Origin of the sequence: Streptomyces sp. NPDC046925 (genome assembly GCF_040644915.1) — a bacterium.
Classification (GTDB): Bacteria; Actinomycetota; Actinomycetes; order Streptomycetales; family Streptomycetaceae; genus Streptomyces.
In genome coordinates, this window is record NZ_JBEYWZ010000008.1 from 263,814 (window position 1) to 286,277 (window position 22,464).

Annotated in this window: 18 protein-coding genes, 1 tRNA gene and 1 pseudogene; 8 read left to right on the forward strand and 12 right to left on the reverse strand. The window is 72.3% G+C overall.

Annotated features, from left to right (window positions below):
- The first annotated feature begins 261 nt into the window (after positions 1-261).
- A complete protein-coding gene (locus tag ABZ906_RS29835) occupies positions 262-1,362 on the forward strand; it encodes an LLM class flavin-dependent oxidoreductase (RefSeq protein WP_361387872.1) in 1,101 nt (366 codons plus the stop codon).
- Between the two features lie 5 nt (positions 1,363-1,367).
- On the opposite strand, the gene ABZ906_RS29840 is transcribed toward ABZ906_RS29835, so the two are convergent.
- The gene (locus ABZ906_RS29840; protein ID WP_361387875.1) at positions 1,368-3,173 is read right to left on the reverse strand and encodes an EAL domain-containing protein; all 1,806 of its coding nucleotides are present in this window, start codon (positions 3,171-3,173) and stop codon (positions 1,368-1,370) included.
- A 336-nt stretch (positions 3,174-3,509) separates the two neighbouring features.
- Here ABZ906_RS29840 and ABZ906_RS29845 point away from each other — a divergent pair, with 336 nt between their 5' ends.
- Entirely contained in the window at positions 3,510-4,790 is a 1,281-nt protein-coding gene (locus tag ABZ906_RS29845; protein ID WP_361387878.1) for a M6 family metalloprotease domain-containing protein, read from the forward strand.
- An 88-nt stretch (positions 4,791-4,878) separates the two neighbouring features.
- Here ABZ906_RS29845 and ABZ906_RS29850 read toward each other — a convergent pair.
- The 7 genes from ABZ906_RS29850 to ABZ906_RS29880 all read right to left on the reverse strand — a co-directional run bounded on the left by ABZ906_RS29850 (position 4,879) and on the right by ABZ906_RS29880 (position 11,786).
- Positions 4,879-4,952: transfer RNA gene (locus tag ABZ906_RS29850), tRNA-Lys, on the reverse strand.
- Entirely contained in the window at positions 4,943-5,596 is a 654-nt protein-coding gene (locus ABZ906_RS29855; protein WP_361387881.1) for a bifunctional DNA primase/polymerase, read from the reverse strand. Before ABZ906_RS29855 ends, ABZ906_RS29850 begins: the two co-directional genes overlap by 10 nt.
- A 170-nt stretch (positions 5,597-5,766) precedes the next feature.
- Entirely contained in the window at positions 5,767-6,117 is a 351-nt protein-coding gene (locus tag ABZ906_RS29860) for a hypothetical protein (RefSeq protein WP_361387884.1), read from the reverse strand.
- A 343-nt stretch (positions 6,118-6,460) separates the two neighbouring features.
- Complete coding sequence (locus ABZ906_RS29865) at positions 6,461-7,825, reverse strand: AAA domain-containing protein (RefSeq protein WP_361387887.1); 1,365 nt, start codon at positions 7,823-7,825, stop codon at positions 6,461-6,463.
- On the reverse strand, positions 7,822-9,408 hold the full coding sequence (locus ABZ906_RS29870; protein ID WP_361387890.1) for a hypothetical protein: 1,587 nt from the start codon (positions 9,406-9,408) through the stop codon (positions 7,822-7,824). Before ABZ906_RS29870 ends, ABZ906_RS29865 begins: the two co-directional genes overlap by 4 nt.
- A gap of 181 nt (positions 9,409-9,589) precedes the next feature.
- Positions 9,590-10,744, reverse strand: a complete 1,155-nt coding sequence (locus ABZ906_RS29875) for a hypothetical protein (RefSeq protein WP_361388043.1) — start codon at positions 10,742-10,744, stop codon at positions 9,590-9,592.
- Positions 10,695-11,786, reverse strand: coding sequence for a phosphatase PAP2 family protein (locus ABZ906_RS29880; protein WP_361388046.1), 1,092 nt, complete (start codon positions 11,784-11,786; stop codon positions 10,695-10,697). The genes ABZ906_RS29875 and ABZ906_RS29880 overlap by 50 nt, the downstream gene beginning before the upstream one ends.
- Before the next feature lie 256 nt (positions 11,787-12,042).
- Between ABZ906_RS29880 and ABZ906_RS29885 the strand changes: the two genes are divergently transcribed.
- Positions 12,043-12,636, forward strand: coding sequence for a histidine phosphatase family protein (locus tag ABZ906_RS29885; protein WP_361186435.1), 594 nt, complete (start codon positions 12,043-12,045; stop codon positions 12,634-12,636).
- 67 nt (positions 12,637-12,703) lie between these two features.
- Here ABZ906_RS29885 and ABZ906_RS29890 read toward each other — a convergent pair whose 3' ends face one another.
- Positions 12,704-14,149: a tetratricopeptide repeat protein gene (locus tag ABZ906_RS29890; RefSeq protein WP_361387893.1), complete on the reverse strand. Its 1,446-nt coding sequence runs from the start codon at positions 14,147-14,149 to the stop codon at positions 12,704-12,706.
- A 274-nt stretch (positions 14,150-14,423) separates the two neighbouring features.
- Between ABZ906_RS29890 and ABZ906_RS29895 the strand changes: the two genes are divergently transcribed.
- Both ABZ906_RS29895 and ABZ906_RS29900 read left to right on the forward strand, forming a co-directional pair.
- A complete protein-coding gene (locus ABZ906_RS29895; RefSeq protein ID WP_361388049.1) occupies positions 14,424-14,936 on the forward strand; it encodes a hypothetical protein in 513 nt (170 codons plus the stop codon).
- Positions 14,937-15,002: 66 nt separating this feature from the next.
- Positions 15,003-15,863 (forward strand): fused MFS/spermidine synthase, encoded by an 861-nt coding sequence (locus ABZ906_RS29900; protein WP_361186431.1) that lies wholly within the window; start codon positions 15,003-15,005, stop codon positions 15,861-15,863.
- 87 nt (positions 15,864-15,950) lie between these two features.
- On the opposite strand, the gene ABZ906_RS29905 is transcribed toward ABZ906_RS29900, so the two are convergent.
- Positions 15,951-16,481, reverse strand: a complete 531-nt coding sequence (locus tag ABZ906_RS29905) for a hypothetical protein (RefSeq protein WP_361387896.1) — start codon at positions 16,479-16,481, stop codon at positions 15,951-15,953.
- A 77-nt stretch (positions 16,482-16,558) separates the two neighbouring features.
- On the opposite strand from ABZ906_RS29905, the gene ABZ906_RS29910 reads away from it, so the two are divergent.
- From ABZ906_RS29910 to ABZ906_RS29920, 3 genes and pseudogenes are all read left to right on the forward strand, one after another.
- The gene (locus ABZ906_RS29910) at positions 16,559-17,248 is read left to right on the forward strand and encodes a response regulator transcription factor (protein ID WP_361186427.1); all 690 of its coding nucleotides are present in this window, start codon (positions 16,559-16,561) and stop codon (positions 17,246-17,248) included.
- On the forward strand, positions 17,245-18,639 hold the full coding sequence (locus ABZ906_RS29915) for a HAMP domain-containing sensor histidine kinase (protein ID WP_361186424.1): 1,395 nt from the start codon (positions 17,245-17,247) through the stop codon (positions 18,637-18,639). The genes ABZ906_RS29910 and ABZ906_RS29915 overlap by 4 nt, the downstream gene beginning before the upstream one ends.
- 299 nt (positions 18,640-18,938) lie before the next feature.
- Positions 18,939-19,829 (forward strand): annotated as a pseudogene (locus ABZ906_RS29920) (chitinase); the annotation flags it as partial.
- A 116-nt stretch (positions 19,830-19,945) separates the two neighbouring features.
- On the opposite strand, the gene ABZ906_RS29925 reads toward ABZ906_RS29920, so the two are convergent.
- Entirely contained in the window at positions 19,946-21,367 is a 1,422-nt protein-coding gene (locus ABZ906_RS29925; RefSeq protein ID WP_361387899.1) for a GH1 family beta-glucosidase, read from the reverse strand.
- 148 nt (positions 21,368-21,515) lie between these two features.
- Entirely contained in the window at positions 21,516-22,328 is an 813-nt protein-coding gene (locus tag ABZ906_RS29930; protein ID WP_361186948.1) for a carbohydrate ABC transporter permease, read from the reverse strand.
- Between the last annotated feature and the right edge of the window lie 136 nt (positions 22,329-22,464).

Genomic DNA, 22,464 nt, shown 5'->3' on the forward strand with positions numbered 1-22,464 from the left:
CCCGGAGCCGGGGGCGGAGCCGGTCCGTCTGTGGGTGCGGGGCCGCGCCGGTATGTCCGTCCTCGCCATCCGCCTCCGGGCGCCTGTCTTCTTCGGCTGGGGAGCGCCGCGAGCCGTGCTCCGGGCGGAAATACCGGCACGTCCCCTCGCGTCTCGATGCCGGGTGCGGGGGCGTGATCGCCCGGGCGGGGAATAAAGCGGAGTGGGCCTCCTGTTGGCAGCTGCGGAAGTACCGGTACGCGCAGCAGGAGGCAGGACCCCGTGACAGTGGAATCGAGCGACGACATCCGCGGCGAGCGGCACGGCAGTGCGCCGGTTCCGTTGTCCGTGCTTGACCTGGTGACCGTGGGGGCCGGCCGGACCGCCACCGACGCCCTCAGGAAGAGCGTGGAGATCGCCAAGCTGGGCGAGGCGCGGGGCTACCACCGCTACTGGGTGGCCGAGCACCACTCCATGCCGGGCGTGGCCTCCTCGTCCCCGGCGGTCATCCTCGCCCACCTCGCCGCCCACACCGAGCGGATCCGCCTGGGCTCGGGCGGCGTCATGCTGCCCAACCACGCCCCGCTCGTCATCGCGGAGCAGTTCGGCACGCTGGAGGCGATGGCCCCGGGGCGCATCGACCTGGGCCTGGGGCGCGCCCCCGGTACGGACGGCGCGACCGCGGCCGCCCTGCGCCGGACGGACCGCCTCAACGAAGGCGCCGACGACTTCCCCCAGCAGCTCGCCGAGCTCACCCGCTTCCTGGACGACGACTTCCCCGACGGCCACCCGTACGGCCGTATCCACGCCGTCCCCGGCCCGATCCAGGCCACCTCGCCCGGCGGCGTCCAGTCCCCCCACCGCCCGCCCCTGTGGCTCCTCGGCTCCTCCGGGTTCAGCGCCCGCCTCGCGGGAGTACTCGGCCTGCCCTTCGCCTTCGCGCACCACTTCTCCGCGCAGAACACGATCCCGGCGCTCGACCTCTACCGCGAATCGTTCAAGCCCTCCGCCGTACTCGACGCCCCCTACGCCCTCATCGGCGTGTCCGCTCTCGCGACCGACGAGGAGGACGAAGCCCGGCGCCAGGTCCTCGCCGCCGCGCTGAACATGGTCCGGCTGCGCACCGGAAAGCCGGGGCTCGTCCCGACGCCCGAGGAGGCCGAGGCGTACGCGTTCAGCGAGATGGAGCGGGACTTCGTCAACAGCTGGAACTCCAACGTCATCCACGGCACCGCCGACCAGGTCCGCACCGGCCTCGACGACCTCGCCAAGCGCACCGGCGCCGACGAGCTGATGATCACCGCCAACGCGCACAGCGGTGACGTGCGGCTGCGCTCGTACGAGCTGATCGCCGACGCCTACGGGCTGCCCCGCGGCGCGTAGGGCCCTCAGCCCGCGGCGAGCAGCGCGGAGATACGATCCGGCGTCACCGGGCGGGAGTACAGCCACCCCTGCCCGGTGTCGCAGCCGATCCGCCGCAGCCGTGCCGCCTGGGACGTGGTCTCCACGCACTCCGCGGTGACGGTCAGGCCGAGCCGGTGCGCGAGCTGCACGAGCGCCTCGACGATGACCTCGTCGGCGGGGTTGATGTGCCCCTCGCCCGCCTCGGCGTCGTACTGGAAGCCGCGCACGAACGAGCCGTCCAGCTTGAGGACGGACACCGGGAGCCGGCTCAGATACGCCAGGTTCGAGTACCCCGTGCCGAAGTCGTCGATGGCGATCCGCACCCCCATGTCGCTGAGCGACTGCAGGGCCTGCAACGGCCGCCCCGCCGAGCCCATGACCGCCGACTCCGTCAGCTCCAGCTGAAGCAGCTCGGGGGCCAGGCCCGTCTCGGCGAGGATCTCCGCGACATCGGCGACCAGGTCCGAGTCCCACACCTGCCGCACCGCGACGTTGACGCTCACGAACACCGGCGGCCGCTGCGGGTGGTCGAGCTGCCACTGCCGGGCCTGACGGCACGCGGTGCGAAGGACCCAGCGGCCCAGCTGCACGATCGAACCGTCCTCTTCGGCCAATCCGATGAACCGATTCGGCGTGAGCAGCCCGAAGTGCGGATGCTGCCACCGCACCAGCGCCTCGACCCCGCGCACGCCGCCGTCCTCCAGACGCACCAGCGGCTGGTAGTCCAGGACGAATTCACCGCGATCGACGGCCGGACGCAGTGAGCTGGACAGCGACTGCCGGGTCATCCGGTGGGCGTTGCGCTCGGGGTCGAAGAGCGTCCAGCGCGCCTTGCCGTCCGACTTCGCCCAGTACAGCGTCGTGTCGGCGGCCTGCATCAGGCAGGTCGTCGTGGTCCCGGCGGCGCGCCGCTCCACGACCCCGATCGACGCCGACACGGAGAGCCGCTGGCCCGAAAGGTCGAAGGGGGCCTGAATCGCCTTGAGCGCCGAGTCCGCGAGCTCGGACAGCTGGTCCGTGCCCGTCGAGTCCTCCACGAGCAGCGCGAACTCGTCGCCGCCGAGCCGCGCCACCAGCGGCGTCGCCGCCCTGCCGTGACCGGCCTCGTCGGCGCACCGCGTGAGCCGTTCGGCGACGGCCGCGAGCAGCCGGTCGCCGACCCGGTGGCCCAGGGTGTCGTTGACCGCCTTGAACCCGTCGAGATCCAGATAGCAGAGGCCGATCCGGCCGGTGCCCGTGTCGTCGTACGCACCCGACTCGATCGCGGCGGCGAGGCGTTCGAAGAACAGGCTGCGGTTGGGCAGCCGCGTCACCGGGTCGTGCATCTGCAGATGCCGCAGCCGGGCCTGGAGCTCGCGGCGTGCGCTGATGTCGGTGGCCGCGAGCAGGACCGTACGGCCGCCGGGCATCGGCGAGACGGTGACCTGGACCCAGAGCGAGTGCCCGTCCGGGTGTTTCAGGCGCCGGGTGCAGCGCAGCTTCGCCTGGCGGCCGCGGAGCACCTCGCGGTACGCGTGCCAGGTGCGGGCGTCCGACGCCAGATCCACCAGATCGGCGGCGAGGCGGCCCGTCAGTTCGTCCGGTGTCGAGCCGAGCAGCTCGGCGAGCGCGTCATTGGCGTCGACGAGCAGGCCCTCGCCGTCGACGACGCCCAGGGCGAGGGGGGCCGCGGCGAAGGCGGCCCGGTGATCGGGTCGCTGCCGCGGACGACGACGCTCCGTAGTGGGCGCCCTGGCGAGGTCGGGTGCTGTGACCGCTGTGGGCGCTTGGCCTTCAGACGTTCCGTTCACCACTTGCTCCCGCAGTGCAGTTGTTCGGCGAGGCCGGGCCCGCGCAGGAAGGTGTGCCGATCATAGGGGCTGGCCGGACGGCGCTTCCAGCCACAGGGCGGTACCGCGTGGCGGCCGCTTCCGGCATAGGACACGTGCATGCCCGCTCCGGGTGTGCACTCGCCCGACGCCTGATCGTTTCTGCTCACCCGTGTACCGCTTCCCTTGCGCCTCACTCTGCCCTCGTACCACTTGTGACGTTCCGTGAGCACCAGAAGGCGCCAGAAAGGCCGCTCATCACTCAACCGGGTTAGACAAACAGGGCGTATTTAAATAAATCAACACAGGGTGGGTGGGATGCCCCGTAATCCGCATCCGGAGGTGGACGTGCCGCGTCAGCTACCCCCCTGGGGACTCACCCGTGGAGGGGAGAGACCCCGGTGGCGCAGCGCGGCCGCCGCCTTCACGTCCCTGACCGCACTCGCCGCCACGGGGCTCGTCGCGGGCCCCGCGGTCGCCGACACCCCGGGGACGCCCTGCGCGCTCCAGCGCACGCCGGCGCACCACTCGGAGGGCCTGGACACCTGGAACACCTCGTACCAGCGCCCCAACCGCAATCTAGACGCGGTGATGGTCTTCCTCTCCTTCCCCGACTCCCCGCCCCGCAGTACCCCCGGCGAGCTTGCGGCCGACTACTTCCCCGCCACCAGCGAATTCTTCGACCGCGCCTCCTACGGCAAGTTCGCGCTGCGCCCGCACGCGCAGCGCAAATGGGTCGAGATGCCGGACTACTCCACCTCGTACGCGATACAGCGCGACTGGAACCCGGCCCGGCGCAGCGCCTATCTGCGGGACGCGGTGGCCGCCTCCGATCCGCACGTCGACTTCTCGCGGTACGACGTCGTCTACCTGATCGCCGATCCGGACGCGCCCGGCGTCGACTCGGACGCGACGAAGGTCGTCAACTTCGACCGGCCGATGCGGGCCGACGGCACGGACATCAAGCGGATCGTCACGGTCTTCGAGGGCCATCCGCCGGACCGCAACGTCCTCGCCCACGAGACCGGCCACGTCTTCGACCTGCCAGACCTCTACCACCGGCCGACGGACGGCGAGGGCGACTGGGACACGCACGTCGGCGACTGGGATGTCATGGGCAGCCAGTTCGGCCTCTCGCCCGACCTCTTCGGCTGGCACAAGTGGAAGCTCGGCTGGCTGGACCGGCGGCAGGTGATGTGCGTCGAGAGCGGGGGCCAGCGGCTGACCCTCGATCCGCTGTCGACGCGGCCCGCCCGCGGGGGTGTCGGCGGCACCAAGCTGGCGGTGGTGCGCACGGGGCGCGGCAGCGCGATCGCCATCGAGGCGCGCGGCGCGACGGGCAACGACCGTGCCACCTGCACCGAGGGGGTGCTCGTCTATCGCGTACGCAATGAGGCGCCGTCCGGGGGCGGCCCGGTCGAGGTCCTCGACGCCCACCCGGACTCGGACGCGTGCTGGAGCGACTCGGTGTATCCGCCGCTCGCGGACGCGCCGGTGAGTGTGGGGGAGAGCTTCACGGTGCCGGACGAGGACGTACGCATCGAGGTGGAGGGGCGTACGGGTACGGGGGCGTGGACGGTGAAGGTGTCGGTGGGGTGATGGGAGTGAGCGGGGGCTCCCGTGCGGGGGGGCCGGGCGCGGACATGAAAGAAGCCCCTCGCTTGCGCGAGGGGCTTCTTTCTGTCTGTGCGCCGCCAGGGACTCGAACCCCGGACCCGCTGATTAAGAGTCAGCTGCTCTAACCAACTGAGCTAGCGGCGCCTGCTGACGTCGTAGACCTTAGCATCCTGATCGCCGCCAGGAAAAATCGATATACGCACCGCGGAGCCCGCCGCGGCGCGGGCCGCGCGAACGCAGGCCCAGAGCACCACCTCGGGTCCCGGAAGCCAGGGATGCCGGGCGTCGGGGGCCACCAGCCAGCGCGATTCGAGGTGCGGGGTTCCGGTTCCGGTTCCGGTTCCGTTCTCGGTTTCGGCGGAGGGGGCGTGGGTTTCCGAGGTGATCGGCGGCACCGTCACGGCATCTCCCGTGCCGTGGCAGAGGATGCCGGGCACGGCGCTGCCCCACTCCTCCCACTCCAGGAGCGACGGCAGGCGCTGGGCGGTGCCGGGGGCGGCGAACAGGAGCATGCGGCCGCGGTGTGCCGCGACGGGGCCGGATCCGGGGCCTTCTTCCCACAGGCGGTCCAGCATCCGGCGGCCGAAGACGGCCGGGACGCTCACCACGTCGAAGACGGAGCCGCAGGGGAGTACGGCCGGGGCGGTGGGGCGGCTGCGCCAGTGGGTGAGGGTGCTGCGCGGATACGTTTCCGCGGAGGCGAGCCAGGCGGCTCCCTCGGTGGTGACGTCGGAGCTGTCACGGGTGTCGGCGGGGGCAGGGCCGGGGTGGAGACGTGTACTACTCATGGCGAATACATCTACCGGCGGTGAGCGTTCCCTTTCAGAGAGTTGCAGGAAATCGGGACAACGGGGTGCGGGAGGGAGTACCTTGCCCTCCCTGGCATATGCCCCGCGATCTTCCGCGCGCCGGGACCGGGCGTGGCGGGTCACGCCCGGCAGTCCCGCCGAGCAGCCCCTCAGGCCTCCGTATTGCCCCCGCGCAGCAGGTCCCGGCCGAACTCGACCATCTTCTTGGCGTAGTCCTCGGTCCACTCCGCGCGCTCGGCGATCGCGGCGGGGGTCAGGCGGTCGAAGCGGCGGGGGTCGGCGAGCTGCGCGGCTGCGATCGCCTGGAACTCGACCGAGCGGTCCGTCGCGGCGCGGAAGGCGTGGGTCAGCTCGGTGGCTCTGGCAAGCAGCTCCCGCGGGTCCTCCATCGACTCCAGGTCGAAGAAGTGCTCCGGGTCGGCGACGGCTTCCGCGGGCTCGAAGAGCAGGGGCGCGGGGCGCAGACGCTGCTCGGTCCGTTGCCGCTCGGGCTCCGCCATGGTTCGTCCTCCTCGTACGGTGTCCGGCCGTAGGGCCATCTTCCATTCTCCCTTGCTGCGCAAGGGGGCCGTGAGCCTTGAGATCCGGGGGTCAGGTGCACGGAACGGCGCACGCCCTGCTCACGGCCGCCATGCCACGCGGTGCTCGCCGAGGCCACGCACCCGCACCCCGCCTACGGCCGCCACGCCACGCGGTGTTCGCTGAGGCGGGCCAGGACCGCGTGGTTCGCTTCCCACCCGTCCGGGCTGTATTTGTCGGCCGCCTCCAGCGGCGGCCGGACTCCGTCCGGCGGGGCGGGCGGTGTTGAGCCGGGAGCCGCTGATCCGATTCCGGCGGGTCGCGTCACGGCCGCCACGCCACGCGGTGTTCCGCGAGGCGGGCCAAGACTGCGTGGTTCGCCTCCCACCCGTCCGGGAACTTCACCGTGACGCCCAGTTGGACCGGTTCCGTTGAGGGGTGGTCGTCCAGTAGTTCGCTGACGCCCGCGCGGCAGATCACGATGCAGGCGTGGCGGTGGCGGGACGCCAGGACGCACAGGCGGCCCGTCTCCAGGTGGAACGCGGTGGCGTCCGGGCGGCCGGAGAGCGGGTGCAGGACCACCGTCACGTCGAACTCGCGGCCCTGGAGCCGGTTGGCGGTGTCCACCGTGACGTCCGCGACGCCGAGCTCCGCGAGGGCTGCCCGCACCGCCGCCGCCTGGTCGCGGTGCGCGGTGCCGACGGCGATGCGGTCGGCCGTGAGGGGAGTGGGGTCCGGTTCGCGCTCCGATGCCGCGGCGCCGCCCCGGTCCAGGAGGCGCCGGACGACCTGAGCCACCGCGCGTACGGCCTCGGGGTCCGTGCGCGGGGTGTTCCGCGCGGGCAGTTCGAGCAGGCCCCAGCCCGACTCCGCCGCCTCGTCGATCACCCGGTCCGGGCCCGAACCGTCCGACGGCACGCCGAAGTTCAGCGTCCGGTCGCCGTGGTCCGTGCCGCTGCGGAAGGGCGTGTACGGATAGAAGGCGGCGGAGACCAGCGGGGCCGCCGACGCCGGCAGCCGCCAGGACACCGGCAGGCGGTGCTGGGGCAGCTCGGGGTTGTGCGCGAGGAGGGTCGTCACCGCGCTCGCCGACGGGTCGTACGCAAGGCCGGCCCACTGCTCCGCGCCCACGATCGAGAACGGGTCGAGCTGGCCGGGATCGCCCACGAACAGGGCCCGTTCGAAGAGCCCGGCCACGGCGAGCAGCGCGTCCGACCGCATTTGGTACGCCTCGTCCACGATGGCGTGCTGCCAGGGCCCGTCGAGCTTGTCCACCTCGACGTGCGCCCACTTCGCGGCGGTCGACACGACGACGTCCATCCCGGCCAGGTCGGCGGCCTTCGTGGACGTACGGACGAAGGGCAGGTCGTCCAGGGCCTTGTCGTACGCGTCCGGATCACTGCTGTGCAGACGGCCGACCGGCAGCTCGGGGTCCTTCTCGGCGAGGCGCAGGACCAGGTCGTCGACCTGCGCGTTCGTCTGCGCGATCACCATCAGGGGGCGCCCCGCGGCGGCCAGTTCGCGGGCCGCGCGGACGACGAGGGTCGACTTGCCCGCGCCGGGCGGCGAGTCGACGACGACGCCGCGGTGCGCGCCGTGCAGCGTGTCGTGCAGGATCGCGTCCGTGGCGAGGGCGGCCGCCGCGCCGGGGTCGGAGGCGGCGCGGTCGAAGGGGGCGGTCGGACTCACAGGGTGTCCTCCGGCGTCACGGGGTCAGGGCGCTCGGCGGCGTCGCCCGGCGGGCCGCCATGGGTCCAGGGAGTCGCCTCGGGGTCGGGGAGCTTGGGGCCGCCGCGCTGCTCGTGCTCGAAGAGCGTGAAGCAGATCCGGTCGCCCTTGTCCGGCACGGAGCCGGGCTCGGCCTCCTTGCCGCGGCCCATCTTGTCGATGACGCGCAGGACGACAAGGCCCTCGCCCTCGTACGTCACGAACTCGGCGGTCTGCGGCTTGCCTTGCAGCGAGCGGTACACCTTCGCCCGCTCGGCCAGGTGCGGATGGTCGTCCGTGCGGACCGTGACCAGGGGGCGCGGCCGCGGACTCTTGCTCTCGCTGTACGCCATGACCACCTCGGTCACCTCGCCCGCGAAGGCCTCGCCCGCGAGCCGCCGCCCCGCCATCACCAGCGGATCGTCGAGCGCTTCCTGGGCCTCCAGCCTGGCCTGCTCGCGTTCGCGGGCCGCAAGCTTGTTCGCCGCCGTCACCGCGTCGTCGATGCGGGGCTGCGGGGGCTCGCCCGCCGTCACACGGTCCCGGTGGCCGGTGAACGACCAGCGGTCGCGGGTCCAGCGGTCCTCGGCGTGCGGGGCCTCGGGGAGGGTGCAGAGCGCGTCCAGGCCGCGCCACACCGCGTCCCAGGTGGGCCTTGTCCTGCTCTCGATCAAGGAGCGGATCTCCCGCTCCGCCGTGGCCAGGGCGCCGAGACGGGTGTCCGCCTCGACGCCGTCCTCGGCGGTGGCGAGGGCTTGGCGCGCGCGGTCGTAGCGCTCGATGGCCGGGGCGAGGAGGCGGTTGTCGAACGCCGGGTCCGTGGCGGGGCCCGCGGGCGGGCAGAGCAGCTGGCCGTCCTTGTCCCTGGCCAGCTCGGCGCGGAGCGCGGCGTCGGCCCCGGAGGTGCCTTCGGCGGCTTCGATCCAGGCGAGCAGGGCGCCCAGATGCTGGTCTTCCAGGCTGCTCTGCCCGGTGGCCCAGTGCCGGGAGAGCAGCTCGGTCATGGCGACGAGGAGCGAGGAGCCGGGCACCCGGGCCCGCTCCCCGAAGTGCGTCAGCCAGCGGCCGAGCAGGGGGACGCGGGGCGGGGCGGGATACGGGGTCTCCGGGTCCTGCTCGGCGGTGCGGCGGAAGCGGGTGGAGCGGCCGATGAGCCGTACGAAGTCGATGCCGGCGCGGCTCGGGACGATCAACTGTGGGGCGTCCCGGCAGAGTTCGACCTCCACCTTGACGCGCTTCTTGGTCTCCGGGTCCGTCTCGCTGCGCTCCGCGGCTTCGACGTCGTCCGCGAACGAGTCGACGTACTCCAGGACGGTGTCGGCGAGTTGGGAGAGGAAGGTGAAGCGGAGGTCGCGGTCGCGGGGCTGGGGGACGATCAGCACGCGGGGCGAGGTCCGCTCCGTCCCGACGAGCGCGCCGAGCGGGGCGCCCGCCTCGCCCGCGGTGGTGAGGGGGACGAGGACGAGGGGGCGCTGCGAGAGGTGGCGGTGCCGTGCCGTCGCTCTCGGCTGGGCCCGGCCTGTCGCTACCGCCTCCAGGCGAGCCAGGTTGTCGATCAGCGACATCAGGCCGTCCTCCCGCGTGGGTCGTGCGTGGTTGCCCCGCCGCTTCGCGGCGATTTTTCCCCGCCCACCTGCCCGATTACCCCGCAAGACCCACGCGCCGAAGAACGGGCCGGCCGACGGGCGGGCGGGAGAACAGCGGTTGCCGCGGGGCGCTGATGCCGGGCGCGGGCGGGTGCCAGGGTCAGCATGGCGTGCCCTCCGCCGTGTCATCGCCGAAGGCCCCTGCCACGGCCAGCGCCTCCTGCCGCAGCGCGGCCGCTCTGCGCAACGCCGCCACCGCCGGGTCCGACGGATCGCCCGTGCTGCCGTTCGCCGCGGAGAGGACTCCGGTGACCGTCGTCAGGCCGCCCAGCTCGCCTCGTACCGAGCGGCCCAGGGCCGTGACCGCGTCCTGTTCGCGGGAGCGTGCCCGGCAGTGGAAGGCCAGTTCGCAGGCGGCCAGGCACTCCGGGGCATACGTCGCGGGGACCGACTCGACTGCTGCCGTCAGATCGGCGGCGGGTCGGGTCACGTCGAAGGTGGTGCCCTCCGGGAGCGCCGCCGCGATGTCCTCGATACGGGTCAGGCGGGCCAGCTGGCGCCGCGTCACCGAGAGCTGTTTGCGTACGTCGATCGCCGATGCGGTGGGGAGGTTCGAGAAGTCCTTGGGGCAGACCAGGAGCACGTGGTGGCGGACCTCGGGAGCGGGGTCCATGTGCGCCGCCACCCGCTCGAGCGCCAGTGCGTACACCGCGGCCTGGCGCGCCGCCGCGCCCACCTTCGCCGCGTCCGCCGAACCGTCCAGCATCGGGAAGGACTTGATCTCGACGACCGTCCAGGTGCCGTCGGGGTGGATCACGACCGCGTCCGGTTCCAGGAAGGCGGGAGTCCCGGCGACGTCGAGCGCCAGCATCGGGTGGTCCAGGAGGGTCCAGCCCTGCGTGGACGTCGCCTCGCGCAGCGCGAGCGAGGTGCGCGCCGCGCGGCCCTCGGGGCCCACCGCGGACAGATCGGGGACGGACGACTCGCCGGGCACCGGCTCCGGCCCGCCGCCGAGCCGGCCGTGCACCAGACGCAGCAGCTCGGCGCCCCCGTCCGCCTTGACCTTCGCCTCGAAGGCGTTGCCCCGCATGAACGCGAACTGCGACTGCCCGAAGGAGGCCGGGGAGCCGAGCGACTGGGCGAGGCTCGCCTTGTCCACGCCCGCCCCGTCGAGCAGCGCGCGCCGCTGGCACCCGGGATTCGCGGCGAGGGCCGCAAGGGCACGGGCGTCCAGCGGCTGAGCGGGGACGTCGGGTCCGCGCAGCTCAGCGAGCCGCTGTCGGAGTGCTGTCCCCCGCTTCGGCGGGTCGGGCACTCGGCTCGGCGCCTGGCTCGGCAGGCCGCTTGCGCGGCCGGGGAATTCGCTCACCCGTCGAAGTCTGGCACCCGGCACTGACAATTGAGGACTCTGGGGCGTACGAGACCGAAGACGAGCCGACGACAGCCGCCCCGCCCGACCCGACGGCAGCCCCGCCCGACCCGACGGCCGCCCCGCCCGACCCGACGGCCGCCCCGCCCGACCCGACGGCAGCCCCGCCCGACCCGACAGCCGCACCCGCCGAAGCCCCCGCGACCGCCAGCGGCAGCCGCACCCGCGACCTCACCCGGTCCGCGAGTCGCAGCACCGGCCGTACGAGAAGCAGGCCGACGCCCATCACCGCGGCGCCCGCGACGGCGTCGAGGAAGTAGTGGTTCGCGGTGCCCATCACGACGATCGTGGTGATCAGCGGATAGCCCACCGCCGCGACCTTGGCCAGCGGCGAACGCCCGTGACGCCACAGCATCACCCCGCACCACAGCGCCCACCCCACGTGCAGGCTGGGCATCGCCGCGTACTGGTTGGTCATGCCGCCCATGCCGCGCGGCGCACTCGCCTCGCCGCCCCACCAGCCGTAGTCGCTGTACTGCGCCATGGTGTCGACGAAGCCGTGGCCCGCGCTCAGCAGCCGGGGCGGGCACGTCGGCAGGAGCGTGAAGCCGATCAGGCCGATCATGGTGGAGACCATCAGCCACGCGCGTGCGGCACGGAAGTGGACCGCGCGGCTGCGGAAGATCCAGACGAGGATCAGCGGCGTCACCAGATAGTGCAGCGAGGCGTACCAGAAGTCGGCGGGGACGCCGATCCAGGCGTTGTCCGTGAAGAGACGGTTCAGCGGGCTCTCGGCATTGATGTGCAGGAACTGCTCGATGCGGAGGATGCCGATGCCGTGATCGACGGCGGTGGACACGTCACCGCGCGCGAGCAGCCGGCCCGCCGAGTACGCGCCGTACACCAGCAGGATCAGCGGCAGCTCCGTCCACCAGCGAAGCCGAAGCCCGCTCATGCCTCCGGTGCCCGGAGTGTCGGTCTGCGGCATCCGGTCGGTCCCCCATCCGTTCTTGTTCACGCGGCGTTCGCCGCCTCACCCTACGGCGTACGCGAAACCGTCCTGAGGCGGTCCCCGGCTGTCTAGGACGCTGAGATCGCCGAGCGGGTTGCTCCTCGTGGGCACGGATGATCGCGACATCGCGCGTGAGTGATGATGGAGGGCACGGACAGCTGTCTGTCCGCAGAATTCGCTCTATGACGGCTGATGGTCCCCACCACCGGCCGCCGGCTCGGAAAGGCTCGACATGGCACCGCGCATCCTGCTGGCCCGGCACGGACAGACCCAGTGGTCCCTGTCCGGGAAGCACACCGGCAGGACGGACATCCCGCTCCTCGAAGAGGGCCGCGACGGCGCGAAGCTCCTGGGCGAGCGCCTGCACCGCGCCCCCTTCGACGGCCTCCCGGACGTCGAGGTGCGCACGAGCCCCCTCTCCCGGGCGCGCGAGACCTGCGAGATCGCGGGCTTCGGGGACCGTGCCACCACCTGGGACACGCTGATGGAGTGGGACTACGGCTCCTACGAGGGAATGACCCCGGCCGAGATCCAGGACGTACGCCCCGGCTGGTTCATCTGGCGCGACGGCGTCCCCGGGGGCGAGACCCTGGCACAGGTGACCGCCCGCGCGGACGAGGTGGTGGACTGGGCGCGCGGCGCGGACCGCGATGTCCTGGTCTTCGCGCACGGCCACATCCTGCGGTCCATCGGCGCACGCTGGCTGGGCCTCGGCATCGACTTCGCCGCCCGTATCCGCCTCAACCCGACCTCGATCTCCACCCTCGGCTGGGCCTACGGCGAACCGGCGATCGAGTCGTGGAACGACACGGGACACCTGGCCTAGCGACCGGACGACCCGCGGCCAGGACCACTCGCCGTTCGGACCACCCGCGACTCAGACCGCCCGCGACTCAGACCGCCCGCGGCAACGAAGCATGCCGCTCCAGGAAGCCGCACACCCCCGAAGCCCGCCGGTGCGGCAGCAGCACCCTGGCCGTCGTGGCGAGCATCGACTGGATGCGCGAGGACTGCACCTCGTCCAGGAGCGCGAGGACCCGCATGCCCGCGGTGGCCGCCTCGTCGGGCCGGCCGGCGCGCGCCAGGTCGTCGGCGAGCTCCGCGGTGTAGAGGGCGATGTTCCGGGTGAACTGCGGGGTCTGCGCCGATGCCACGCTCACGGCGCGCCGTGCGTGCCGCGAGGCGCGGGTCCAGTCCCCGAGCGCCGACCAGCACTGTGCCTCGAGGCCCTCCAGTTCGGCGGGCCCGTAGAAGGTCATCCACTCCGGATCGGCGTCCGATGGGCCGCGGTCGAACAGGGCGTGCGCGCGGGCCAGCGCCTGTTCGCAGCCGGCCCGGTCGCCGAGCCCCGCCCAGCCCCCGGCCTCGCGCAGCGAGACGAGCGAGAGCAGCCGGGGCGAGGAGAGACGCACGGCGGCCCGTGTCGCCGCCTGCGCGGCCCGCACCGCCTCGCGGGGCCGCCCGGCGTCGCGTGCCAGGAAGGCCGTGTTGCAGAAGGCGTGTGCCTCAAGGGCCGGATCGGCGGCCATCCGGGCGGTGGCGAGCGCTTCCGCGTAGTGCGAGCGGGCGTCGTCGAAACGGCCCGAGTCGTGCGCGAGCCAGCCCACGGAGATGGCCAGTTCACCGGCGCCCGTGTGCAGCCGGTCCGCCGTGGACTGGCGGTTGGTGCCCGCGTCGAGCAGGGCGTAGGCGGTCCGCAGCGGGGTGGCGGCCCGGCGGTAGAGGCCGTCGGCGCCGTGCCGGTCGTCGAGCAGCCTGATCTGTCGTACGGCTTCCTCGACCGCGCTCACCTCGGCCTCGCCCGCCCGGCCGCCGCGTCGTGCGGTGGCTTCGGCCGGACTCGGGGCGGCGAACCCGAAGGAACCCAAAGAGGCGGCGGCCGCCGAGGCCGTGCCGCTCATGAATGCGCGACGCCGCACGTCGCTCTCCTCGTGGCTCTGGATCTCGTACGGGTCGCACTCGTGCGTTTCGGGGCCGGTCGGCCCGGACGGAGAAGACTCATACAGAGGGATCGTGGTGTGTGACGCGGGCGCCCTGGACTCGGTGCGCGCCCCCCGGCCGCGTACCGCGGAGCGGGGCGCGAACCCCAGATCCGTGAGCGTCCGGCCGGGGAACATGTGCAGGAAGACCCGCTCGTACGCGTAGTTGGGACAGCGGATCTCACCTGCCTCGACGCGTCCGATGTAACGGGCGTCGCAGCTGACGCGCTCACCGATCTCGTGAGCGGCGCGGCGGATCACGGCGGCGAACTCGCCCGGTGAGCGCTGTCCGCGCAGCTGCCGGAAGCGACGGTTCGGTCGTGCGGACGGAGTTGACGATGCCATCGGTGACGACGCCATGGCCTGACCCTCTCGTACGGATCGTGCCGGAGTGCGCCGGATCCTGCGGATCCGGCGATGGTTGCTGCCCCTGTTCCGGCGAAGCACGAACGTACCCGCCGTGATGGGGCACTCACACAGAGTTTGGCTACAAACCGGATATCTCACCCATGATCTGCCATGAACTGCCATCCTTTGCGGCGGCATTACGCCGTAGCTGTTGACGCCGTCCCGCGTTGAACCATGGGCAGAGGGAGCGACGCGGCTCCCACCCTTGCGAGGAGGGGTCCCCTTGTTGGAGATCGGCGTGGAGAACGGCGAATCGCGGGCGTCGCTGACTACGGCGCGACACCTGCCGACCCAGGACCGCAGCGCACCACCGCAGCAGGGGCCATGGCAGGGAGCACCGCAGGGGCAGGGCGCATGGCCCGGCGAGTCCGCCGACTTCTGCGATCTCGTCACCGTCCCGGCCCGCCAGGGCCTCGAAGCCGTGGACATCCTGCGCCGCGGGGCAGCCGACGCCGTCGGCCCGGTCCTGCACGACGGCGGCTGCGACACCCTCGGCTTCCTGGTGCCGCCCGGCACCGCCGACGGCTGGGACCTGCCGGGCAGCGCCTGTACGCAGACCTTCGGCCGCGGCACCCGGCTGCACACGGAGCCGGAGCCGCGCACGCCGCCGCCCCCGGTCGCGGGCACCGGCTGGCTGCTGTCCCCCGAGGAGACCGATCCGGTCACCGACCCGGCCGTCCTGCGCGCCGCGCTCGGCATGGCGGCCCGCACCATCGAGGCCGCCGACAACTGCCGCTGAGCCCGCGGCGGCGCGCTGCCCCAAGGTCATCGGGCCGCCCCGCCCGCGTACGCCGATAATGGTCCGATGGCGAGGAACAGGCGATCCCGGGAAGAGGCGCAAGCCGTCGTCGAGAAAGTGGACGGCGGGCTCGCCGAGCTGATGCCCGACCGGGACAGGCCGCGCGCGTGGACGCTGCTCGTGGACGGTGCCCCGCAGTCCCATGTCGACCTCGACGATCCGGGGTACCTCGACTTCGAGTACCAGCGCAGGCTCGGTCACGTCGCCGACCTCGTCATGCCGCCCGGCAAACCGATCCAGGCCCTGCACCTGGGCGGCGGTGCCTTCACCCTGGCCCGGTACATAGCCGCGACCCGCCCGCGCTCCACCCAGCAGGTCATCGAGCGCGACACGGCGCTCATCCAACTCGTCCGGCGCGAGCTGCCGTTGGACCCGCAGGCGCGGATACGGGTGCGCGGCACCGACGCCCGCGAAGGGCTCGCGAAGATCGCGGACGGCTGGGCGGACCTCGTCGTCGCCGATGTCTTCAGCGGCGCCCGCACGCCCGCGCACCTCACGAGCGCCGAGTTCCTCGGTGACGTACGCAGGGTCCTGAAGCCCGGCGGCTACTACGCAGCCAATCTCGCCGACGGACCGCCGCTCGCGCATCTGCGCGGCCAGCTCGCCACCGCCGCCGCGCTCTTCCCGGAGCTCGCGCTCATCGCCGACCCCGCGGTGCTGCGCGGCAAGCGGTTCGGCAACGCGGTCCTCGTGGGCTGCGACCGGCCGCTGCCGATCGCCGAGCTGACCCGGCGCAGTGCCGGTGACTCGCATCCGGCCAGGGTCGAGCACGGCAGGGCGCTCGTCGACTTCAGCGGGGGAGCGGCCGCGGTCACGGACGCGAGCGCGGTGGCGTCGCCCGCGCCGCCGCCGTCGGTGTTCCGCTGAGGACGGTCCGAGGACGGTTCGCGGAGGGCGATTCGGCCCGCCCGGCCGGAACTTTCTCAACTCTGGGGCATCCGCCGAACCAACCGGTCAGTACTCGTTGATTTCTACCGCCGGGGCGTGGTCGTGCCACGTGCAGAACACCGAGACCTTCTCGGCTCCCGAGGTGAACTCCACGCGGATCCAGGTGTCCTGTTTCCACACCTGCACCGACCAGCCCGCCGCCGGGGTCGCGGAGACCAGCGTCGCGGAATCCTTGCCGAGATCGAAGACGACCCGGCCGCCCTCGGAGGAGTAGCTCTTCACGCTGCCGGGTGTCGCGGTGGGCGCGGAGGGCGTGCTCGGCCTGCTGGACTGCGGCTTCGAAGGCTTGTTCTCGGGGGGCTTCGTGGTTTTCGGGGGCTTCTTCGACTTCGGCGGCGAGGGTGTCGGCGTCGGGTCCGGGCGGTGGGTGGAGGACGAGAGCGGCTCGGCCCGGTCGCCGTCGGCGGCCAGCGGGACGGCGCGCGGCGGGTCGTAGGCGGTGCCCGCCATGACCGTGTGGACACCCCACCAGGAGAGCGTGACCGCCGCGCCCGTGGCGAGCGACCAAGCTATTGCGTGTATGAGTCCTCTGCGCATCGCGAGCCATACTGCACCACAGGAGCCACCGGCGTCCCGGCAGACCGGGGTCACTCATATGGCGTACGGTGCCGCCCATGGCAAGTGTGCTCGTCGTCGAGGATGACCAGTTCGTACGCTCCGCTCTCATCCGGCATCTGACCGAGGCATCGCACACCGTGCGCAGCGTCGGCACGGCCTTGGAGGCGCTGCGCGAGGTGGCCCATTTCCGGTTCGACGTGGTGATCCTGGACCTCGGACTGCCCGATCTGGACGGCTCCGAGGCGCTGAAGATGCTCCGCGGGATCACCGACGTCCCCGTGATCATCGCCACCGCGCGTGACGACGAGACCGAGATCGTCAGGCTCCTGAACGACGGCGCCGACGACTATCTGACCAAGCCGTTCTCCGTCGAGCACCTCTCGGCCCGGATGGCGGCGGTCCTGCGCCGCTCGCGCGTCGCGGCGGGCGAGACCCCGCCGAGCAGCGAGATACGGGTGGGCGGGCTCGCCATAGATCCGCTGCGCCGCCAGGCGGAGCTCGACGGGACGCGGCTCGATCTGACCCGGCGCGAGTTCGACCTGCTCGCCTTCCTCGCGGGGCGGCCCGGTGTCGTCGTACCGCGCAAGGAACTGCTCGCCGAGGTGTGGCAGCAGAGCTACGGCGACGACCAGACCATCGACGTCCATCTGTCGTGGCTGCGAAGGAAGTTGGGCGAGACGGCCGCCAGGCCGCGCTATCTGCACACGCTGCGGGGTGTCGGCGTCAAGCTGGAGCCACCGCTGTGAGGTGGGCGCTCGTCAAGGTGTGCCTGGCCGTCACGACGATGGTCGTGGTGGCCTTCGCCGTACCGCTCGGCCTTGTCATCCAGGAGATGGCGCGGGACCGGGCCTTCTCCAACGCCGAACGGCACGCGGCCGGCATGGGCCCCACCCTCTCCATCACCACCGACCGCGACCAGCTGACGCGGGCCGTCGCGACGTCCGAGGCGGGCGGCGAGGGGCGGATGGCCGTGTACGTACCGGCCGTCGACAAGGCACCCGCTCTGGACATCGGCGACGGCCGGGCCGACGCGCACGCCGTGGAGATCACACGTGAGGAGGGGCGGGCCCGCACGGTCACGGTCGACGGCGGCTTCGCGCTGCTCCAGCCGATGGCCCTGAGCTCCACCCAGATCGCCGTGGTCGAGATCTTCGTGCCCGAGGGCGCGGTCAGCAACGGAGTGACCACGGCGTGGCTGGTGCTCGCGGGCGTCGGCGTCGCGCTGGTCATCGGGTCGGTGGCGGTGGCGGACCGGCTCGGCGTGCGGATGGTGCAGCCCGCCAAGCGGCTCGTCGGGGCGGCGCAGTCCCTCGGTGAGGGGAAGCTGGGGGCGCGGGTCCAGGAGGAGGGGCCGACCGAACTGCGGCTGGCCGCCGTGGCGTTCAACTCGATGGCCGACCAGGTGGTGCAACTCCTCGCCAACGAGAGGGAGCTGGCGGCGGACCTCTCGCACCGGCTGCGCACCCCGCTGACGGTCCTGCGGCTCAACGCGGCCTCGCTGGGGGACGGGCCCGCGGCCGAGCAGACCCGTATCGCGGTGGAGAAGCTGGAACGCGAGGTCGACACGATCATCCGCACCGCCCGTGACGCCAAGCCGCAGACCGTCACGGTCGGCCCCGGAGCGGGCTGCGACGCCTCCGAGGTGATCCAGGACCGGATGGCCTTCTGGTCGGCGCTCGCGGAGGACGAGGGGCGCGAGGTGCGTGTCGCGGGCGTGGAGCGGCCGGTGTGGATACCGGTCGCGCGCCCCGAACTGGTCGCCTCCCTCGACGCGTTGCTGGGCAACGTCTTCCGGCACACCCGGGAGGGGTCGGCGTTCGCGGTGGACGTGCACAGCGGGGAGGACGCCGTGATCGTCCTCGTCTCGGACGCGGGGGCGGGCATCGCCGACCCCGAGGCCGCGCTCGCGCGGGGCGCCGGGTCGGGGGCCGACGGTTCCACCGGCCTGGGGCTCGACATCGTCCGGCAGCTCGCGGAGTCCACCGGCGGGGACGTGCGGATCGGGCGGTCCGTCCTGGGAGGCACAGAGGTCCGCATCTGGATCCAGCTGGACGGGCGTCGTCCCGTGGCGGGGGGCCGCGGGCACAGGGGGTCCGTACGCCGCCGCAAGCGCATCCCGAGTGCGCGCCAGGCCTGAACCGGGCCGACCTTTAACCGCCTCCGATCGCTTCCTTAAGCCCGCCCTAAGATCCGGGCTCGGCGCCCTCTATGCCCGATAAGCCGGATCATGCGGGGCTAGCGTGCTGCACGCACCCCCACCCCCCGCACAGCTAAGGCAGGCACGCGATGAGCAGCACGCATCGGCGCACGGTGAGCACCAGGTCCAAGGTCATAGGCGGGCTCGCGGCAGCCGCACTCGTCGGCGGCGGCGCCTTCGCCTTCTCCGGGACGGCGCTGGCGAGCAAGACCCCCGCAGAGCCCGCCGCGAAGGCCGAGGCGGGCGCCAAGTTCGCCCCGTTCGTGGACACTTCGCTCGCCCCCGCGTACGACCTCGTCGACACCGCGGACAAGACCGGCGTGAAGGAGTTCAACCTCGCCTTCATCACCTCCGGCGGCAGCTGCGAGCCCCTGTGGGGCGGCACCACCGGGCTCGACGACGACAAGGTCGCCTCGCAGATCGAGGCCCTGCGGGCCAAGGGCGGCGACGTACGCGTGTCCTTCGGCGGCGCCGCGGGCTCCGAGCTCGGCCTCAAGTGCGGCAGCGCGGACGAGCTGGCCAAGGCGTACGGCAAGGTCATCGACAAGTACAAGCTGACCAAGGTCGACTTCGACATCGAGGGCGCGGCGCTTCCCGAGACCGCCGCCAACACCCGCCGCGCGCAGGCCATCGCGCAGCTCCAGAAGGACCACGAGGGCCTGGACGTGTCGTTCACGCTGCCCGTCATGCCCGAGGGCCTGACCCAGCCGGGCGTCGACCTCGTCGCCGACGCCAAGAAGAACGGCGTCAAGGTCTCCGCCGTCAACATCATGGCGATGGACTACGGGCCGTCCTACAGCGGCGACATGGGTCAGTACGCCATCGACGCGGCGACCGCCACGCAGAAGCAGATCAAGGGCGCACTCGACCTGTCCGACGAGGCCGCCTGGAAGGCCGTCGCGGTCACCCCGATGATCGGCGTGAACGACGTCACCACCGAGATCTTCAAGGTCGACGACGCCGCGCAGCTGGTGAAGTTCGCCGAGGAGAAGGGCATCGGCTGGCTGTCCATGTGGTCCTCGACCCGCGACAAGGCCTGCGAGGGCGGCGGCGGAGGCGCCCAGCCGACCTGTTCGTCGATCGAGCAGGAGCCGCTGGCCTTCACGAAGGCGCTCGGCGCCTACAAGTAGCCCCCCCCCGGGACCCCGCCCCCCCCAAGTCCCCACCGCACCACCACCCCCCACGGCGCCTCGACCGGCAACCCCACATTCCCCCCACCCGGTCGGGGCGCCCACCTCTGTCCCGGTCAGCTCACGGCGTCCTCCTGCGGCAGCGCACCGGCGGCCGCGACCCGCTTGTACCAATGGGCGCTGGACTTCGGGACGCGGGCCTGCGTCTCGTAGTCGACGTACACCGCGCCGAAGCGCTTGCTGTAGCCGTACGACCATTCGAAGTTGTCCATGAGGGACCAGAGGTAGTAGCCGCGGACGTCGGCGCCGTCCGTGATGGCCCTGCGGACGGCGGCCAGGTGGCCGTGGAGGTAGGCGATGCGCTCCGGGTCGTGCACGCGGCCGTCCGCGTCGGGCTTGTCGTCGTAGGCCGCGCCGTTCTCGGTGACGTACAGCGGCAGGCCCGGTGCCTCGCGGGTGTAGCGCATGATCAGGTCGTGCAGCCCGGTCGGGTCGATGGTCCAGCCCATCTCGGTGCGGTCGCCCGGCGTCTGGTGGAAGGCCACGTCGTCCGAGCCGGGCCACGGGGAGTGATCGCTGGCCCCGTGACCGTCGTTGCGCGCGTTCGAGGGGTCGTCCTGCGCGGCCGACACCAGCGAGGGCGTGTAGTAGTTGAGGCCGAGCGCGTCCAGCGGCTGGTGGGCGGCGGCCAGGTCGCCGTCCTGCACGAAGGACCAGTCGGTGATCCGGGCGGTGTCCGTGAGCAGGTCCGCCGGATAGGCGCCGTGCAGCATCGGGCCGTGGAAGACGCCGTTGGCGAGGTTGTCGATGCGGCGCCGGGCGTCCTGGTCCGCGGGGCTTTCAGAAACTGACCTGACCACCGAGGAGTTGAGGCTCACCGCGACCTTGGCACGGGCCGGCAGGGCGGCCCGCAGCGCCTGCGTGCCCAGGCCGTGCGCGAGGTTGAGGTGGTGCGCGGCCTGCAGCGCGGCTGCCGGGTCGGTGCGGCCGGGCGCGTGCACGCCGGAGCCGTAGCCCAGGAAGGCGCTGCACCACGGCTCGTTGAGGGTGATCCACGACTCGACGCGGTCGCCGAGCGCCTCGGCGACGAAGCCCGCGTACTCGGCGAAGCGGTACGCGGTCTCGCGCGCCGGCCAGCCGCCCGCGTCCTCCAGGTCCTGCGGCAGGTCCCAGTGGTAGAGGGTCAGGGCGGGCTTGATGCCCTTGGCGAGCAGCTCGTCGACGAGCCGCCGGTAGAAGTCGAGGCCGCGCTGGACGGCGGGGCCGCGCCCGGTGGGCTGCACCCGCGACCAGGAGACGGAGAAGCGGTAGGCGTTCAGACCGAGGTCCGCCATGAGCGCCACGTCGTCGCGGTAGCGGTGGTAGTGCTCGACGGCCACGTCACCGGTGTCGCCGCCGTCGGTCTTGCCCGGCGTATGGCTGAAGGTGTCCCAGATGGAGGGCGTACGGCCGTCCTCGCGTACGGCGCCCTCGATCTGGTACGCGGACGTGGCTGCTCCCCAGAGGAAGTCGGCCGGAAAAGTAATGGGTTCAGGCATGGAAGCGCTCCCATGGGAAGGGGGAATCAGGACAAGGAAGAGAAGGCGGAGAGCGGGGAGCGGGCGCCAAGGCCGAGGTGGCGGCTACTCGGCCCTGGCGGCTGCTCGGCCCCGGCTGGGGGACGGGCGCTGCGGGTGAAAGCGCGCCTCAGCCCTTGACCGCGCCCTGCATGATGCCGCTCACGATCTGCTTGCCGAAGAGGATGAACGCGAACAGCAGCGGCAGCGTGCCGAGCAGGGCGCCCGCCATGATCACCGCCCGGTCCGGGATGTAGCCCGTACCGAGGGAGTTGAGCGCCACCTGCACGGTGGGGTTCGACTGGTTGAGGGCGATGATCGGCCAGAGGAAGTCGTTCCAGGCCATGACGAACGTGAGCAGGCCAAGAACCGCCATCGCGGGCCGCGCCGCCGGGAACACCACGTGCCAGATGATGCGCAGGCTGCTCGCGCCGTCCATCCGGGCCGCCTCGATCAGCTCGCTCGGCAGCGCCTGGAGGAGGAACTGCCGCATGAAGAACACACCGAAGGCGCTCACGAACGTCGGCAGGATCACCGCCTGGAGCTGATTGGTCCACTGCAGGTCGGCGACCCACAGATAGAGCGGTACGACACTCAGCTGCGGCGGCACCATCATCGTGCCGATCGTCAGGAGGAGCAGCAGACCGCTGAACTTGAACTTCAGCTTGGCGAAGGCGAATCCGGCGATCGTGGAGAACAGGACGGTGCCGATGGTGATGCTGCCCGCCACGATCGTGGTGTTGAGCATCGCGTCACCCAGGCTCGCCTCCGTCCAGGCCCGCTCCAGGTTCTTGAAGAGGTTCCCGCCGAACCACAGGGGCGGCGGGGTCTGGGCGAGCCTGCCGCTCGTGCGCGAGGCCGCGATCGCCGTCCAGATCAGCGGGGCGAGGGAGACGGCCGTGAACAGCGCGAGGACGACGTACGTCACGGGCCCCGCGTGCATCGTGCGGCCGGCCTTGAGCCCCAGCGGGCGGCCCGGCTTCGGACCCGTGGCGAGGGCGGCCTTCGGGCGCGCGACGGCGTCGGCCGGCTCGGTCACGTCGGCCTTGTCGGTCGGGTCGGTCGGGTCCGCGGCGACG